Source organism: Streptomyces boluensis (genome assembly GCF_009908195.1).
GTDB classification, from domain to species: Bacteria; Actinomycetota; Actinomycetes; order Streptomycetales; family Streptomycetaceae; genus Streptomyces; species Streptomyces boluensis.
This window is the reverse complement of record NZ_JAAAHS010000135.1, coordinates 1-17,275: the sequence shown is the minus strand read 5'-3', so window position 1 is coordinate 17,275 and position 17,275 is coordinate 1. Positions and strand designations below refer to the sequence as shown.

Annotated in this window: 11 protein-coding genes and 1 pseudogene; 3 read left to right on the top strand and 9 right to left on the bottom strand. The window is 71.5% G+C overall.

Annotated elements, in window-relative coordinates:
• The first annotated feature begins 70 nt into the window (after window positions 1–70).
• Window positions 71–625, top strand: coding sequence for a GNAT family N-acetyltransferase (locus GUY60_RS18400; protein ID WP_161699168.1), 555 nt, complete (start codon window positions 71–73; stop codon window positions 623–625).
• Window positions 626–780: 155 nt separating this feature from the next.
• On the top strand, window positions 781–2,040 hold the full coding sequence (locus GUY60_RS18395; RefSeq protein WP_161699164.1) for an aspartate aminotransferase type Ic: 1,260 nt from the start codon (window positions 781–783) through the stop codon (window positions 2,038–2,040).
• Window positions 2,041–2,127: 87 nt separating this feature from the next.
• Here the strand turns inward: GUY60_RS18395 and pulA are convergent.
• The 7 genes and pseudogenes from pulA to GUY60_RS18360 form a co-directional block, all read right to left on the bottom strand.
• Window positions 2,128–4,713: pseudogene (gene pulA, locus GUY60_RS18390) on the bottom strand (pullulanase-type alpha-1,6-glucosidase); the annotation flags it as partial.
• A 522-nt stretch (window positions 4,714–5,235) separates the two neighbouring features.
• Entirely contained in the window at window positions 5,236–6,294 is a 1,059-nt protein-coding gene (locus tag GUY60_RS18385; protein ID WP_161699160.1) for a LacI family DNA-binding transcriptional regulator, read from the bottom strand.
• Window positions 6,282–7,940, bottom strand: coding sequence for a glycoside hydrolase family 13 protein (locus tag GUY60_RS18380; protein WP_161699159.1), 1,659 nt, complete (start codon window positions 7,938–7,940; stop codon window positions 6,282–6,284). The genes GUY60_RS18385 and GUY60_RS18380 overlap by 13 nt, the downstream gene beginning before the upstream one ends.
• A 54-nt stretch (window positions 7,941–7,994) precedes the next feature.
• The gene (locus tag GUY60_RS18375; protein WP_246235214.1) at window positions 7,995–8,927 is read right to left on the bottom strand and encodes a sugar ABC transporter permease; all 933 of its coding nucleotides are present in this window, start codon (window positions 8,925–8,927) and stop codon (window positions 7,995–7,997) included.
• Between the two features lie 2 nt (window positions 8,928–8,929).
• Window positions 8,930–9,940 (bottom strand): carbohydrate ABC transporter permease, encoded by a 1,011-nt coding sequence (locus GUY60_RS18370; RefSeq protein ID WP_161699157.1) that lies wholly within the window; start codon window positions 9,938–9,940, stop codon window positions 8,930–8,932.
• Between the two features lie 84 nt (window positions 9,941–10,024).
• Window positions 10,025–11,296, bottom strand: a complete 1,272-nt coding sequence (locus GUY60_RS18365; RefSeq protein ID WP_161699155.1) for an extracellular solute-binding protein — start codon at window positions 11,294–11,296, stop codon at window positions 10,025–10,027.
• A 345-nt stretch (window positions 11,297–11,641) separates the two neighbouring features.
• Complete coding sequence (locus GUY60_RS18360; protein ID WP_161699153.1) at window positions 11,642–12,190, bottom strand: GNAT family N-acetyltransferase; 549 nt, start codon at window positions 12,188–12,190, stop codon at window positions 11,642–11,644.
• Between the two features lie 253 nt (window positions 12,191–12,443).
• Between GUY60_RS18360 and GUY60_RS18355 the strand changes: the two genes are divergently transcribed.
• The gene (locus tag GUY60_RS18355; protein ID WP_161699151.1) at window positions 12,444–13,784 is read left to right on the top strand and encodes an AMP-binding protein; all 1,341 of its coding nucleotides are present in this window, start codon (window positions 12,444–12,446) and stop codon (window positions 13,782–13,784) included.
• A gap of 11 nt (window positions 13,785–13,795) precedes the next feature.
• Here the strand turns inward: GUY60_RS18355 and GUY60_RS18350 are convergent, their stop codons facing one another.
• Both GUY60_RS18350 and GUY60_RS18345 read right to left on the bottom strand, forming a co-directional pair.
• Entirely contained in the window at window positions 13,796–14,485 is a 690-nt protein-coding gene (locus tag GUY60_RS18350) for a hypothetical protein (protein ID WP_161699149.1), read from the bottom strand.
• 14 nt (window positions 14,486–14,499) lie between these two features.
• Window positions 14,500–17,275 (bottom strand): TIR domain-containing protein (locus GUY60_RS18345; protein WP_161699147.1); only part of this gene is annotated, 2,776 nt, incomplete at its 5' end.

Sequence of the window (17,275 nt, the reverse complement as noted above, 5' to 3'; positions counted from 1 at the left end):
CCCGTCCCCGTCCGCGTCCCCGCCCCCGTGAGAAGATCGTCCGCCGGTGCGCGAGGCGGGAGAGATGCCGATGTACGCGAAGTCCCTGGGCGACGACGGTGCCGTCCTGTGCCCATTGGAACCGTGGCAGGCCGAGGAATTCCTCGCCCATATCGACCGGGGCCGAGAGTTCATCGGCCAGTACAACGGACTCCCCGACGTGGTTACGGACCTGGCGTCGAGCCGGGCCTACCTGCGGGCGTACGCGGACAAGGCGGCGTCCGACACCGGGCGGATCTGCGGGATCCGTACGGACGGCACGCTGGTCGGCGCGGTGATCCTGCGCGAGATGGATGTCGCGCAGGGCGTGGCGGAGGCGGGCTGCTGGCTGGAGCCGGCGGCGGCCGGGCGCGGCCTTGTGACGCGGGCGGCGCGGGCCCTCATCGACTGGGCGGTACGGGAGCGCGGCATCCACCGCGTCGAGTGGTGGGTGGTGGCCGAGAACGCCCCGAGCATCGCGGTGGCCCGACGGCTCGGCATGGAGCGGGAGGGCGTCCTGCGGGAGAACTACCTGTACCGGGGCGAGCGGCACGACATGGAGATCTGGTCGGTCCTCGCGCCGACGTGGCGGGAACGGGCGAGCTGACCACTGCCCTGTGCCGTCCCGAGCCGGGCCGACGGCACGTCTCCGGCGCCCCGGACTGACCGCACGTCGTCTCGTAACGTGAGAAACGCCCTGGTCGACACCGGGTGGACGGCAGGTATCGTGACGCCGCACCCCACCCAGGAGGGAAGCCGTACATGTCCACGCTCCCGCAGTCCAGTACCCCGGCCGTCGACCGCGAGGCGGCCGCAGCCGACTACGCTGCGCTGCTCGACCGCTCGCTCTCGCTGAACCTCACCCGAGGCAAGCCCGACCCGCTCCAGCTGGACCTGGCGCAGGCGCTGCTCTCGTACGACATCTCGGACCACCGGGCGGCGGACGGCACCGACTGTCGCAACTACGGCGGGCTCAAGGGGCTGCCCGAGCTGCGGGAGATCTTCAGCGGGCCGTTGCAGGTGCCGGCCGACCAGCTGGTGGCGATGGACAACTCCAGCCTGGCGCTGATGCACGACACGATCGTGCACGCGCTGCTCAGCGTGGTGCCGGGCGGTACGCAGCGGTGGACGGAGCAGGGCGACATCGCGTTCCTGTGCCCGGTGCCCGGGTACGACCGGCACTTCGCGCTCTGTGAGCGGTTCGGCATCGAGATGATCCCGGTGCCGATGACCGCCGAGGGCCCCGACATGGACGTGGTCGCCGAGCTCGCCGGGGCCGATCCGCGGATCAAGGGCATCTGGTGCGTGCCCAAGTACAGCAACCCCTCGGGTGTGACGTTCAGCGAGGCGACGGTGCGCCGGCTCGCCGAGATGGAGACGGCGGCGCCGGACTTCCGGATCTTCTGGGACAACGCGTACGCGGTGCACCACCTCACCGAGGAAGAGGTCGAGATCCCCGACCTCCTCGCGGCCTGCGCCGACGCGAGCCACCCCGACCGTGCGTTCGTCTTCGGCTCCACGTCGAAGATCACCCTGGCCGGTGCGGGTGTGGCGTTCTTCGGCTCCTCGCCCGCCAACGTGGAGTGGTTCCTGAAGCACGCCGCGAAGCGCACCATCGGGCCCGACAAGCTCAACCAGCTGCGGCACGCGCGCGTCCTCGGCGACACCGACGGGGTACGGGAGCACATGGCCCGCCACCGCGATCTGCTGCGCCCCAAGTTCGACCTGGTCGAGAGCATCCTGGAGCGGGAGCTCGGCGGTACGGGCCTGGCCACCTGGACGCGTCCGCAGGGCGGGTACTTCATCTGCCTGGACGTGCTCGACGGCCACGCCCAGGAAGTGGTGCGGCTCGCGGGCGAGGCCGGGGTCGCGCTGACGCCCGCGGGCGCCTCGCATCCGTACGGCCGTGACCCGCAGGACAGCACCATCCGGATCGCGCCCAGCTACCCGGGACTCGCGGAGCTGGAAGAGGCGATCACCGCGCTGACGGTGTGCGTCCGCCTGGCCTGCGCGGAGGGCTAGCCGGACCGGTCCCGTCCGGCGCCGTCGGTTCGGGCATCGCAGGTCGCCCTGCGGGCTCGTCCTCAGGCGCCGGACGGGCCGGCTCGATCAGCCTCGCCGGAACACCGCCACCGTCCTCCCCGGGATCGTGAACGTGCCCGAACTCCCCTCGTAGCGTGCCGACTTGACGGTCTCGTCGCTGCCTGAGGCCTGCACCGGGTGGAGGCTGTACGTCGTGCCCTGTGCGGGCTCCACGCGCTGTCGCTGTTCCTGCGGCGTCGCGTTGAAGACCACCACCAGGTCGCCGACGGTCATGGTGATGACGCCGGGCGTCTCGGCTGCCGTGCCGGAGAGCGGGAACGCCAATGCCTCCTGCACCTCGCCCGCCGTGGCGAGCTTGAACTCCGGTGCCGTGCTGCGGATCTTCAGCAGGTCCTGGTACGCGGTGGAGGCGCCGTTGATCTCCCCGCACCCGACCCGGGTGCCCCCGCCGGTCAACAGGGGCTTGGCGTAGGACCACTTGTCCTGGTTGTCCACCGCCGGCGGCAGTCCGCGGCCGAAGCCGTTGCCGTCGCGGCAGTCCCAGTGCAGGGCGTTGAACCAGTCGCCACTGTCGTACGAGTTGCGGTCGAGCGACTTGGAGCGGAGCAGGTCGGAGCCCGCCTGGGAGAGCGCCGGGCCCTGCGAGAGTGCCGCGGTGGCCAGGGCGATGACCTGCATGCGGGCCCGGTCGGCGGGGCTGGTCGTGTCGGGGAGTTTGAAGGCCAGCGTGTCGTAGAGGGTCTCGTTGTCGTGGGCGTCGGCGTACGCGAGGGCGTCACCGGGGGCGGCGGCGTACCCGGCGGGGGCGCCGTTGTAGTCGACCTCGGAGCCCTTCACGGTGCGGCCCGACGAGTCCTTGAAGGTGTAGCCGGCGAGGTTGCCGGTCAGGCCGACCTTGATCAGGTCCTGGTAGCGCAGCAGGCGGGCCTTCTGCTCGGCCGAAGTGCCGTTCGCCTTCGAGGAGTTGGGGTCGGTGTAGAGGCCGCTGGCGAAGCCCTGGACGCCGGGGTCCTCGTCGAAGGGGCCGCCGCCGCGCACCGCGTCGCGGGCCCGGTCGGAGAACGTGGCGATGCCGGTGCCTGCCATGTTCTGCTGGGTGGCCTGTTCGAAGCGGGCGTCGTCGGCGATCTCCCCGAAGTTCCAGCCCTCGCCGTACAGGACGATGTTCTTGCCGTCGACGCCGTCCTTCGCCATGGTCAGAGCGTCGAGGGCCTTGCGGACGGCCAGGATGTTGGCCTTCGGGTGGTGGCCCATCAGGTCGAAGCGGAAGCCGTCGACCTTGTACTGCTTGGCCCAGGCGACCAGGGAGTCCACGACGAGTTTGCCCATCATGGCGTTCTCGGGCGCGGTGTTGGCGCAGCAGGTGGAGGTGGCGACGGTGCCGTCCTCCAGGAGCCGCTGGTAGTAGCCGGGCACGATCTTGTCGAGCACCGACTTGTCGGCCTGCCCGCTCGCGACGGTGTGGTTGTAGACGACGTCCATGACGGTGCGCAGGCCCGAGCCGTTGAGGGCCTGCACCATGCGCCGGAACTCGACGGTGCGGCGGGTGCCGTCGGGGTCACTGGCGTACGAGCCTTCGGGGACGGTGTAGTGCAGCGGGTCGTACCCCCAGTTGTAGCCGTCCTCGGCGGCGGCCGCGCCGACGCACTTCTGCTGGGCCTCGGAGTCGGGGGCGTAGGACGCCAAGTCGCAGTCGGGGGTGGCCTGTTGGTCCTTGCGCTCGGGGACGGTGCCGAGGTCGAAGGCGGGCAGCAGATGGACGTACGAGGTGCCGGAGCGGGCCAGGTCGCGCAGGTGCTTCATGCCGTCGGAGGACGCGTCGGTGAACGCGAGGTACTCGCCGGGGTGTGCGGAGGTGCGGTCCTCGATGGAGAAGTCGCGGATGTGCAGCTCCTGGATCCGCGCCTCGCGGGCCGGTGCGGCGGCGGGTTTGCGCAGGGAGTCCCAGCCCTCGGGGGCGAGTGCGGGGTCCGCCAGGTCGACGGCGAGGCTGCGCTTCGAGTCGGCGGTCAGGGCGGTGGAGTACGGGTCGGTGACCTTGTTGGTGACGACCTTCTGGACGCTGGGCGCCCACACCTTGACGACGTAGCGGTACTCCTGTCCTGCCCAACTCGCGGGCCCGGTCGCCGTCCAGACGCCGGAGTCGGCGTCGCGGCGCAGGGCGACGGTGCGGCCGCCGATCTCCAGGTCGACCCGCTGCGCGGTGGGTGCCCAGACGGAGAGGGTGGTGCGGCCGGGGGCGAAGCTCGGGCCGAGTTCGGCCTGCGTGGCGCGGGCGCTGTACAGGTCGTCGAGCACGCCCTGGGTCTGTACGCCGGTCGCGTCGGTGAGGGTGCCGTCGGCGGTGTGCCGGGCGGCGACGAGCTGGCCGGTGAGCGCGTACCGCACCCGGTCCCGGTCGCGCGGGTCGACGGCGAAGGCCGAATACCCCTTCAGGTGGGGGTACTTGGCGCGCTGGGCGTCGGTGAGTCCGCCGTCGACGGGGGTGAGCCGGATGCGCCGGGCATCTCCGTCGATGCGGCCGTCCTTGACGGTGAGCCCGCCGTCGGGCGCGTAAAGCAGGGTGTGGACGGCGTCGGCGCCGGTGCCGGTGGGCTTCCAGGCGAGGGTGTCGCGGTCGATCCACTGGGCCGCGGCCTTGGTCACGTCCGGGGCCTGGGCCTCGGCCGCGGTGGCCCGCTGGGTGTACGGCGCGGCGGTCGCCGTCAGGGTGAGGGGTGCGGCCGTGGCGAGCAGGGCGAGTGCCACGGTCGCGGCGGTGCGACGACGGGGTGAGCCGGTCACGAGTTCTCCTCGGGGAGGTGGGTGGCCGCCCGGCATGCGGGGACATGGATGGGCCGGGCGGCCGGCAGAGGGGCGCGGCACCCTGGGCGGGGCCGCGCGGCGGGTAACCGCAGGGGCTGTGGGGCAACGCGCCGTGCCCACCGAGCCGTTGAAAGAATGTGCAGCAAGCCGTCAGCGTGCGGTGCGGTCAGGACCGTACGGGTGGCCGGGGGTGCGGTCAACCCGTCGGGCACACAAGGGAGTTCGGCACCGACAAGGCGCCGCAAGTTCTTCCGCAAGACATTGCATCGATGTTACGTTCCCTCCGCAGACTCCGGTCCGGCCGGCCGAGAGCCCCTCGCGGGGCACTACGCGCCCGGCCGGTCGGGCCGGTCACTTCCGCCACTTCCGTCACTTCCCTGGCCTTCCCGCGGTGGATCCGCGGACGACCAGCTCCGGCTGGAAGACGAACTCGGTGCGCTGCACCGGGTTTCCGTCGATCTCCTCGACGAGCGCGCCGACCGCCGCAGCCGCCATCGACTGCACCGGCTGGCGCACGGTGGTCAGCGGCGGGTCGGTGAACGCGATCAGCGGCGAGTCGTCGAAGCCGACCACGGACACGTCGTACGGCACCGAGAGGCCGCGCTCGCGTACGGTCCTGACCGCGCCGAGCGCCATCAGGTCGCTGCCGCACACCACCGCCGTACAGCCACGGTCGAGCAGCGCGGCCGCGGCCGCCTGGCCGCCCTCGACGGAGAACAGGGTGCGCTCCACGAGGAGTTCGGCCTCGGCGGGTGCCAGGCCGAGCAGTTCACGCAGCGCCGCCGTGAACCCCTCGGCCTTGCGCCGGGACGGCACGTAGCGGGTGGGGCCGACCGCGAGGCCGATGCGTTCGTGGCCGAGGTCGACGAGGTGCCGTACCGCCATCCGTACGGCGGAGCGGTCGTCGGTGGACACGCAGGACACCGGGATGTGCTCGTTGAAGCCGTTGATCAGGACGAACGGCGTTCCCCGCTGCACCAGTTCACGGTAGCGGGACGGGTCGGCCGAGGTGTCGGCGTGCAGGCCGGACAGGAACACGATGCCGCTCACCCCGCGCTCCCGCAGATGCCCGACCAACTCGTCCTCGGTGGCGCCGCCCGGCATCTGGGTGCAGAGCATCGGGGTGTAGCCGTGCCCGGCCAGGACCTGTTCGATGACCTGCGCGAAGGCCGGGAAGATCGGGTTGCTCAACTCCGGGATGACCAGGCCGACCAGGCCCGCGCTGCGCCGTTTCAGGCGCAGCGGACGTGCGTAGCCGAGGACGTCGAGGGCGGCGAGTACGCGGTGCCGGGTGCCGGCCGCCACCCCGGCGCGGCCGTTGAGCACCCGGCTCGCGGTGGCCTCGCTGACGCCCGCCTGGGCCGCGATGTCCGCGAGCCGGGGCGCGCCGCCCTCGTCCCTGGGCCTCGGCAGCGTCACACCGCCCACCAGACGGTGGTGTCGGCGGGCAGCAGCACCTCGCCGTCGGCGGCCGTCACCTCCCCACTGGCCAGGAGGACGGAGCCCGGCGCGGGCAGTCGTACGGCGTTCCGGGTGGTGTTGACCGTGCACACGAAGCCGGGCCTGCGGAAGGCGAGTACGCCCTCGGGCGCGTCCAGCCACTCCACGCTCTCCCCCGCGCCGAGGCCTTGGCGGGCGCGGCGGGCGGCGAGCGCGGCGCGGTACAGCTCCAGTGTGGAGCCGGGGTCGCCGGTCTGCGCCTCGACGCTCAACTCGCCCCAGCCGTCCGGCTGCGGCAGCCAGCTGCCGCCGGGCCCGAAGCCGTACGAGGAGCCCTCGACGGTCCACGGGATCGGCACCCGGCAGCCGTCGCGGAAGCCGTCCTGGCCGTCGGCGCGGTGGAAGGACGGGTCCTGGCGGAGCTCGTCGGGCAGGTCGGTGACGTCGGGCAGGCCCAGTTCCTCGCCCTGGTAGAGGTAGGCCGAGCCGGGCAGGGCGAGCATCAGGAGGGTGGCGGCGCGGGCCCGGCGCAGGCCGAGCGCACGGTCGCCGGGGGTACGCAACTGGGTGCCGGCGCCTGGCGGGTTGGCGAGGCGGGTGGCGTGCCGGGTGACGTCGTGGTTCGACAGCACCCAGGTGGTGGGGGCGCCGACGGGGCGCATCGCGGCGAGCGAGCTGTCGATGACGGCGCGCAGCTCGGCGGCGTCCCAACTGGTGCCCAGATACTGGAAGTTGAAGGCCTGGTGCATCTCGTCGGGGCGGACGTAGTGCGCGGTGCGTTCGACGGTGGGGGTCCACGCCTCGGCTACGAGGATCCGGTCCCCCGCGTACTCGGCGAGCACCTGGCGCCACCTGCGGTAGATGGCGTGCACGCCGTCCTGGTCGAAGAACGGCATGCGGTCGTTGCCGAGCAGCTTCAGCTGGTCGCCGCCGCCGATGTCGGGCAGGCCCGCCTCCTTGACCAGGCCGTGGGCGACGTCGACGCGGAAGCCGTCGACGCCCATGTCGAGCCAGAACCGCAGGATGGAGCGGAACTCGTCGTGGACGGCGGGGTGGTCCCAGTTGAAGTCGGGCTGCTCGGGGGCGAACAGGTGCAGGTACCACTCCCCGTCGGGCAGCCGGGTCCAGGCGGGGCCGCCGAAGATGGACTCCCAGTCATTGGGCGGGAGTTGACCGTCGGCGCCCTTGCCGGGGCGGAAGTGGTAGCGCTCGCGCAGCGGCGATCCGGGGCCCTCCGCGACGGCGCGCCGGAACCATTCGTGGCGGTCGGACGAGTGGTTGGGCACCAGGTCGACGATGACGCGCAGGCCGAGGGCGTGGGCGTCGCGGAGCAGCGCGTCGGCGTCGAGGAGGTCGCCGAACATCGGGTCGATGGTGCGGTAGTCGGCGACGTCGTAGCCGCCGTCGGCCTGCGGGGAGGCGTAGAACGGGCTGAGCCAGACCGCGTCGACGCCGAGGTCGCGCAGGTGCGGCAGGCGTCGGCGGATGCCTTGCAGGTCGCCCATGCCGTCGCCGTCGCCGTCGGCGAAGCTGCGCGGGTAGACCTGGTAGATCACCGCGTCCCGCCACCAGTCGGGGTGCCGGGGCGCGTCGGGACCGGAGGCGGCGGCAGGGTCAGCGAGGTCCTGTGTCATGTCTTCCCTGGGTTCGTGAGGGGTGGGGTGGTGCGACGGTGTCGGGTGTCCGGGTCAGGACTTCGTCGCGCCCGCCGTGAGTCCGGAGACGAGGTGCCGCTGTGCGAAGCCGAAGATGACCGCCGCGGGCACGGCGACGATGACGGCCGCCGCGGTGAGCGAACCCCAGTCGCTGGTGTACTGGTTGACGAAGGTCTGCAGTCCGCCGGCGAGCGTCAGGTTCTCCTCGCCGGTCATGAACGCGGAGGCGTACGCGACCTCGGCCCAGCCGGTGATGAAGCTGTAGAAGCCGGTGACGGCGAGGCCCGGCTTGGCGAGCGGCACGATGAGCCGCCAGAACGTGCCGAAGGGGTTGAGGCCGTCGACCCGTCCCGCCTCGTCGATCTCGACGGGCACGGTGTCGAAGTAGCCCTTCATCATCCAGGCGCAGAACGGTACGGCGATCGTCAGATAGGTGATGACGAGGCCGACCGGCTGGTTGAGCAGGCCGAGGCTCGCGAGCAGGTTGTACAGCGGCACGATCAGCACGGCTACGGGGAACATCTGCGTGATGAGCAGCAGCCACATCAGCGGCCGCATGCCGGGGAACTTGAAGCGGCTCACCGCGTATCCGGTGGTCGCGGAGATGAACACGCCGATGACGGTGGTGAGGCCGACGACGAGCAGCGAGTTGGCGAGCCAGCTCAGGAAGTGGGTGTCGTTCAGGACGTGGTCGTAGTTGGCGACCGTGAAGTCCTTCACGAGCGCGGTGGAGAAGGCCTCGCTCTGCGGCTTGAACGAGGTGACGAGCAGCCACAGCGGCGGCAGTACGGCCACGGCGGCGGCGATCAGAAGGGTCACGTGCAGGCCGACGGAGGCCAGCGGCCCGCGTTCGCCGCGCGGCCTGAACTTCCGTACAGGGGTGGCCTGTTGGGCTTCGTCGGTGGTCTCGGCGGTCGTCTTGGTGACGGTCTCGGTGCTGGTCTCTGCGCTGGCATCGGTGCTCATGGTCACCACACCTCTCCCTGCTTGCGGAGCGCGCGGCGGTAGATCACCGCGAAGAACGACAGGAGCAGCAGGATGAGTACGCCCCAGGCCGCCGAGCCCGAGAAGTCGCGGGGGCTGACGACGAAGGAGAGCCGGTAGGCGTACGTCACCAGGATCTCGGTGGCGTCGCCGGGGCCGCCCCGGGTGAGCAGGAAGATCACCGGGAACATGTTGAAGGTCCAGATGCCGCTGATGAGGATGACGGTGCTGCTGACGGTGCGCAGGCCCGGCAGGGTGATGTGCCGGAAGCGCTGCCAGGGGCTCGCGCCGTCCATCTCGGCCGCCTCGTACAGCTCACCGGGGATGGACTGGAGGCCGCCGAGCATCGCGACGAGCATGAACGGCACGCCCAGCCAGACGTTGACGGTGATCACCGAGAGCTTGGCCCAGGTGGGGTCGTTGAGCCACGGGACCGCGTCGATGCCGCCACCGGCGAGGAGTTGGTTGAGCAGGCCCTTCTTCTCGTTGAAGAGGAGCCGCCAGGTGAAGACGGACACGAACGCGGGGACCGCCCAGGGCAGGATCAGCGCCATCCGGTAGAGGGAGCGCCCGGCGAGCTTGCGGTTGAGCAGGGTGGCGAGGCCGAGGCCGAGCGTGAAGGACAGTGCGACGCAGGACACGGTCCAGACGACGGTCCAGCCGAGCCGGTCCCAGAACACCCCGTCGCTGAGGATCGCCGTGTAGTTGTCGAGGCCGACGGACTCGTACGTGGCGGGGATGTGGTTGACGCCGATGTGCCGTTCGACGTTCGCCTCGTCGGCGTTCGTCGTCGACAGGTAGACGCCGCGGACCAGCGGGTATCCGACGATGACGCCGATCACCGCGACCACGGGGGCGACCATGGCCCACGCGTACCAGTGGGTGGACAGCGAGCGGCGCAGCCGTCCCGGGTTCTTTCCGCCGCGGTCGCGGCGGCCGCGGACGCGCGAGGCGTCCGCGGCCCGCGCCACGGGCCGGCTGGTGTCGACAACCATGGGGCGTTCAGCCCTCCTGTTCGTCACGATCTGCGGTGCGGTCTGCTGGGCGGTCTGCAGTGCGGGGAGGCGGTGCGGGGAGGGTTACTTGTAGCCCTTGAGGAGCTTGCGGTAGGCGTCGCCGACGCCCTTCGCGCCGCTCTGGGGCGAGGCCTTGCCGCTGAGCACCTTCTCCATCTGCAGCCGGATCGGCTCGAACAGGGCGTTGCTCTCCGGGATCCACGGCCGCTCGACCGACTTGGCGACGGCCGGCTTGAAGAACTGCACCATCTGGTTGTCCTTGACGGACTTCACCTCGTACACGGAGGTGCGGGTGGGCAGCAGGCTGAGCTTCTCGGTGGTCTGCTGCTGCACCTTCGCGGAGCTCATGTACTTGATGAACTCGTAGGAGGCGTCCAGGTTCTCGGACCCGGCGTACGCGGCGAGGTTCCAGCCGCCCTGCGGGGAGCCCTGGGCGGCGCTGCCGGCCGGGACCGGGGCGACACCGAGGTTGCCCTTGTCGGCCTTGAACTCCTTGCCCTGGAGAGCGCCCTCGATGGACCAGGGGCCGTCGAGCGCCATGGCGACGTCGCCGTCCTTGAAGGCGTTGAGCTGGTTGTTGTAGCCGTCGCTCGCGTCGGTGACGGCGGCCTTGGAGTCGACCAGGTCCTTCATCACGGAGAACGCCTTCGCGCCCTCCGCGTCGTCGACGGTGATCTGCTTCTTCTTCGCGTCGAGCAGGTCGCCGCCCTCGCCGTACAGGTACGGGAGGTAGTAGTAGGGGTCGTCGCCGCGCAGGTAGAGGGCGGTCGCGCCGGTCTTCGACTTGATCTTCTTCGCGTCGGCCTTCACGTCGGCGACGGAGCCGGGCACGTCGACCCCGGCCTTCTTCAGCAGCTTCTTGTTGTAGAACAGCGCGAGGGTGTCGATGGTCTGCGGTGCCGCGTACGTCTTGCCCTTGAACTTCGTGCTGGCCGCGGCCTGCGGCAGGTAGTCCTTCGCGTCGTCGAGCGCCGCGGTCCCGTCGAGCGGGGCGAGGTAGCCGAGCGAGGCGAAGTCCTGGGTCCAGGCGACCTCGCTGCGCATCACGTCCGGGGCGCCGGAGTTGCCGCCCGCCGCGTTCTTGAACTTGGCGTTGGCCTCGCCGAACGGCACGTTGACATAGCGGACCTCGACGCCCGGGTGCACCTTCTCGAAGCCCTTGGCGAGCTTCTCGTACGTCGCCTTCTCAGCGTCGTTCGAGGTGTCCCAGAAGGTGACGGTGCCGGACAGCTTGCCGTCCTTGCTGCCGCCGGAGGTGTCGTCGCCGCCACCGCACGCTGTCGCTGTCATGGCCAGGGCCGCGATCAGCCCCGTCGCCGCTATGCCACGCCGCATGTGAACTCCTTCAACTGATCCCGGAACAAGGAGATATCGACCCGAATACGGGCATCTCCTGCGAGCCGCACTCGACGCGGCGCCGGGTTGCCAGGAACGTAACAGCGATGAAAAGCCGCCGAAAGACCTTGCGAGAAATTTCTGCAAGGAAGGGTGATCGTTACGTGCGTGTGTCCTGTCGATTGCGGTGAAGGGGGCCTGCCACACGGGTCTACAGGGAGTCACGCTGCTCTGGACAAGGCCTGGACAGGCCCTGCAAGAACCTGCAAGAAGCTGAGGTCGACGCCGCTCAGCCCACGCGCCTCAGCCCACGCGCCTCAGCACAGTCGCCTCAGCACAGTCGCCTCAGCGCTCCGCCCGGTACTCCATCTCGTACTCGTCGCCCACGACCCCGACCTGTACGAATCCGGCCTTGCGGTAGAACGCCTGCGCACGCCCGTTGTCGACGTGCACGAACAGCCGGACCCTGCACACGCCTCGCTGCCCCCGCGCCCAGCCGACAGCGGCCCGGAACAGTCCGGCCGCGAGTCCGCCGCCACGGTGCTCGGGGCGTACGAAGACCGCGACGAGGTGGGCCTGCCGGTGCTCGACCCGCCCGCCCAGGAAGTCCTCGGTGCCGGGCTCCTCCAGGAGAACGGTCACGGTGCCCACCAGGGCGGTGCCAGGCCCCTCGGTGACCTCGGCGACGAACTGCCGGTTGGGGCCGCCCGCCGCACTGCTCACGGTGCGCTCCCGCCACGCCGCGTCGGGCCGCGCCTCGGCCCGCTCGTACGTCTCCATGAACGCGAGGGGCGCGAGCGGATCGCGGAGCGCGGCCAGACGCAGTTCCTTGGCGGCGGGCCAGTCCTCGGCCCGGACTTCGCGGATCGTGCGGTCGGCGCTCATGACGTCCATGGTTCGACGCGGGGCCGGGTAGCGGCAACCCCGTTTCCCGTGCGCCCGGCCCCACCCCGGCCGCCGCCCTGTGCGTTTGGACGTTCCGCCGAGGGCACACCGCGCCCGTGGTCCGGAACGCGTATTGCGTGGGGAGTCGCTCGCGGCCTTGGATGCCAAGGGCCGGCAGGGTTCGGCCCGGCACAGCGAAAGCGACAACGGCAGCAACAGCGACAACGACCGGCACGTGTGCGCAAGAAGGCGAAGGACATTCATGCTCGACGGCTGCACCCCCTGGCCCGAGGAGTTCACCGACCGCTACTGGACGGCCGGGTACTGGCAGGGCGTCACGCTGGACAACCTGCTGCGGCTCTGGGCCCTCGACCACGGGCCGCGTACCGCGTTGGTGCACGGTGACACCCATCTCACGTACGCGAACCTGAACCGGCGTGTGGACCGTATGGCCGCCGGGTTCCGGCTGCGCGGGTTGCGGCCCCAGCAGCGGGTGGTCGTACAGCTGCCGAACGTCCCCGAGTTCGTCGTCGCCGTGTTCGCGCTGTTCCGCGTCGGCGCGGTCCCGGTGCTCTGCCCGGTCGCGCGCGAGCCGTCCGAGGTGTCCCGTCTGGCCCGCCTCACCGAGGCCGTCGGCTATGTCTGCCCCGCGACGCACAAGGGCGTGGACCACGCGGAGACGGCCGCCACGATCGCGGCCGAAGGGCCTTATCTGCGGCGGGTGTTCACCTTCGAGGCGCCGGGCACCTCATTCCCGCACGGGGGCCTCAGGACCGATGTGTCGGGCTGCCACTACTTCCCGCTGGACACGGTCGACGCCCCGCCCGAACCGGCGCTCGCGCTGAGCGCCGACGAGGTGGCGTTCCTCGCCCTCGCCGACGACACGGCCGCCACGCCCACACTCGTGCCGCGCACCCACAACGACTTCGCCTACCAGGCGCGGGCCGCCGCGGAGTCGGTGGCGCTCACCGAGGACGACGTGTATCTCGCCGCGCTGCCCGGTGCTTTCAACACCGCCTTCGGCGGGCCCGGCATCGTGGGAACGCTGTCCGTCGGCGGCACCGTCGTCCTCGTCGACGACGCGGAGCCCGGAACCTGCGTTCCTGTGATCGAGCGGGAGCGGGTCACCGTCATGTCCGTCGCGCCCGCGGCAGCCCGGCAGTGGCTCGACGAACTCCCGTCCCTCCAGGCCGACTTGAACACGCTGCGGCTCGTACAGATCGACGGCGGCGCCGGGCTGCCCGGAGTCACGGCGGGACGGCTGGGTCCGGCCCTCGGCTGTCGCGTGCAGTACGTTCACGGCACGGCTGCGGGGCCGCTCGTCCTCACCCGCCCCGCGGACCCGGACGAGCCGGGGCTCGGCGCGCGGGGCCGCCCGCTCTCCCCCGACGACGAGATCCGCGTCGTCGACGCCCACGGCGTGGACGTACCCGCCGGCGAGACCGGCGAACTCCTCGCCCGCGGCCCGTACACCCCGCGCGGCCACTACCGGGCACCCGGCCACGACGCCCTCGCCTTCACCGCCGACGGATACTTCCGCACGGGCGCGCGCGGACGGCGCACCCCGGAGGGGGACGTGGAGGTGACGGGCGTCGTGGACTGAGCCGGGCCGGGTCAGCCGGTGATGCGCGGTTTCCCGGCCTCCAGCGAGCCGTCGGCACCCGGGGTCCACGTGGTGACCGCCTTGCCCGTAGGGCAGCAGAGCGCGTCGGAGTCCTCCCGGTGCCAGTTCTCGTACGCGGTGACACGGCCGGGACTCAGCTCGACCTTCTCGAACGTACTCACCGCGAAACCCGGCGGGTCCTGCTGTGGTGTGAGCGTGCCGACGACCTTGAGTTGCCCCTGCTCACTGCTGAACACCAGATAGGCCCAGACGAGTCGGCCGCTGCCCATCTCACCGCCGTTGTCGCAGCCCACCTGCATGGCCGCCTCGACGCGGGAGTCGCCGAGCACATTGCCGTACGTGACCTGGTCGGGGACGTTCTCCGCATGGATCTTGCCGTAGGTCTTCGACTGCGCCCACGCACGGCCGGACTTGAAGGTGATCAGGCCCGCCACATCGCAGAAGTCGCCCGGCACGCTGGTGCGCGCCCAGTCAAGGTCGCGCAGGTCCTCGGGAACCTTGCCCGGCGCGCCCGCCGTGGGCAACGCGTCCGTGGCGGGCTCTGTAGAGGCGGCCGTCGCGCTCCCGGAGGAGCTGTCCTTCGACCGGGGCACCTTGCCGTCCGGTTCGGGCGACGAGCAGCCCACGCCGAGGGCGAGCACGAGGGCCGTCACACAACAGAGGGCGGTGGAGCGCGGCATGGGTTCCTCCCGGGTCAGGCGCACGGCGGGTCGTAGGGGCGTTCGGGAAGGTACTGCTTCCACTGGGACTCGGTGATCGACGCGGAGTCCGCGCACAGTTCGCGGAGTTTCGCGTCGATGTCGGTGTGCCACAGCTCCGTACTGAGGCTTCCCGACGAGACCGCGATCGTGCCGCCGCCGGGGCTGTAGGCGAGCCCGTCGAGCAGCTCGACATCGCTCGCCAGGAGCGCCGCCTCCCGGAGCGCGGCCGGGCCGCCCGTGGCCCACAGCCGCACGTCGCCCTTCCGGTCCCCGCTCACCAGCAGGCCCTTGTCCGGGTGCGCGGCGAGATGGCTCACGGCTTCCGAGTGCCTGGTCGCCGCGCCGAGTTGCCGTGTCCTGTGTGGCTCGGTGATGTCCCAGGCGGTGATGGTTCCGCGCGAGTCCCCGACGTACAGCGTGCGCCCGTCGGCGCTCGCGGCCAGCGACTCGGCCCTGGCCGGGGCCGTCCGGAGCACGTCGGCCCGCACGGGCCTGTCCGGTCGTGCGAGGTCCCACAGTTGTACGGACGTGTCGTCCGGGCGCAGGGCCGCCACGAGGTCGCGGTCCCCGGCGAACGCCACGGGGCCTGCCTTCGAGCCCTTCAGCGTGGAGCGGGCGCGGGGGTGGGCGGGGTCGCTCACCTCCCAGAGCCGGAACTGTCCGGACGGCTCGGCCATCGCGAGGAGCGCACCGTCGGCACGGAACACGACCGGCTCCATGCCGTCGTCCACCGGCCGGTCGTCCGTGAGGGGCCGCAGGCGGGAGGGGTCGCTCGCGTCCCACAGGCGCAGCGGGTATCCGGCGGCGAGGGTGCGCCCGTCCGGGCTGAAGGTGTAGAGCTGACCTCCCTGGCCGGCGCTGCGGGGCTGTGGCAACCGTCGTGGCTCCGGCACGCCGCCCACCTGCCAGAGGGTGCTCTGCCGCCCGGCGACGATGAACTGCCCGTCACGGCCGAAGGGTTGGGGCGAGACCGGGGCAGCGGGCACGGAGTCGGAGGCGGACGAGGCCCGCGCACCCAGGACCCTCCACAGCCGGACGGTGCCCTTCGCGTACCCGTCGGCCTTGCCCTCGTCCTCTTCCGACCTGGCGAGTGCCCCGTCGGGCGCCGTCGACGCGAGCGTGCGCCCGTCCGGCGTGAACGCGAGGCAGTTGACGAGGGACGTGTGGCCGGAAAGACGCGAGCCCTGCTCGGGGCGGACGGGGTCGGACACGTCCCACAGTTGCACCTCGTTGAGCCCCACCGCGGTGGCCAGGGTCTTCCCGTCAGGAGCGAAGGCGATCAGGCGATCGGCCAGGACAGAGGTGTTGTCGCTCTCGCCGTTGAGCACGGACCGAAGGCGCGGGCGCTCGGGGTCGGCGATGTCCCACAGTCGTACGGTGTGGTCCTCGTCGGCCGTGGCGAGGAGCGGGTCGTTCGGGGCGAAGGCCACCACCGCGGACGGATCCTTGAGCGTGCCGGCGGAGGTGAGCTTCCCGGACGCGGACAGCCGCATGACGCGCACTCCGTCGTCCCCCGCCGCCGCGACGAGCCTGCCGTCCCGGCTCACGTCGGATCCCGCGCCCACGTCCTTGGACACCTCGGCAACCTTGGGGCGTCGCGGGTCCCGGATGTCGAGGACGGTGACCCGCGACGAGGCCACCACCAGGAGCGGAACCCGGCCGGCGAACGCCAGGCTCGACAGGAAGTCGTCGCCGGTCGCCACGGTGGCCAGGTGTTTCAGCTGCTTTCCGGCCAGGCTCCACAGGTGCACGCGCCCGTCGAAGTCCGCTGCGGCGAGCAGGGTGCCGTCGGGGCTGAACGCGACCGCCCGCATGCTGGCCCGCGGCCCGTCGGTCGTGCCGACGGCCTTCCCCGACTCCGTGTCGTACAGCGTCACTCCGCCGTCGAACGCGGCGGCCGTCAGCCGTCCGTCGGCGCTGAAGGCGACGGCGCGGGAGGTGCCCTCGGTACGCAGGACCCGGGGGATGTCCCCGCTGCCGAGGATCGCCCCGACGGCCTGTTCGGTGTGCGACAGGCGGTAGGCCTGGACGAGGAGTTGCCGGGCGAGGTCGGGCTGGGTGCCCTCGATCGAGGCGGCCTCGGCGGCCAATTGGCGTGACTCGGCGGCCAGTTGGCGCTCCGTCGCGGCGACGCGCCGGTCCTCGGCGACCAGACCGAGCACGGTCGCCGCGACGAGCAGGGTGCAGAGCACCACGACCGTGGCCGCGACCAGCCGGTTCCTGCGCCGCTTGAGCCGCAGGTGGTGCCCGATCAGCTCGGCCTTCGACCGGCCCTGGATCGGAGCGACGAACTCGGCCACTGCGGCTACGAGTTGAGGGTCGTCGGCGGGCACCGGCCCGTCCGTGTCGAGCTGGTCGCGCAACCATCGCAGGTCGACCCACCGAGGCGACCCGGGTGCGGCGGTCAGGGCCCGCTCCAGCTCCGCCCGCGGCAGCGCGTCCGTACGGGACCAGTCGAAGTCCTGCGCCGCCCGGTCCCACGCCAGGGTGCCGTCGGTCCAGGCGATCAGCATGCGTTCGCCGCCGTGGTGCGTGGTCCACCAGTCGATCTCGGCGCGCACCCAGTCGGACGCGGCGGCCTGCGGCGAGGCCATCACGATGAGCCACGCCGAGCGGCCGAGCGCCTCCTCGATGTCGCCCCGCAGATCGCCGCTGGCGTGCAGATCCGTGGTGTCCCGGAACACCCGCAGCTGCCTGGGCCGGTACCAGGGCCGCCCGAAGTTCTCCATCCCCCGCTGGAAGGCCGCCGCGACGGCGTTGTCCAGGCTC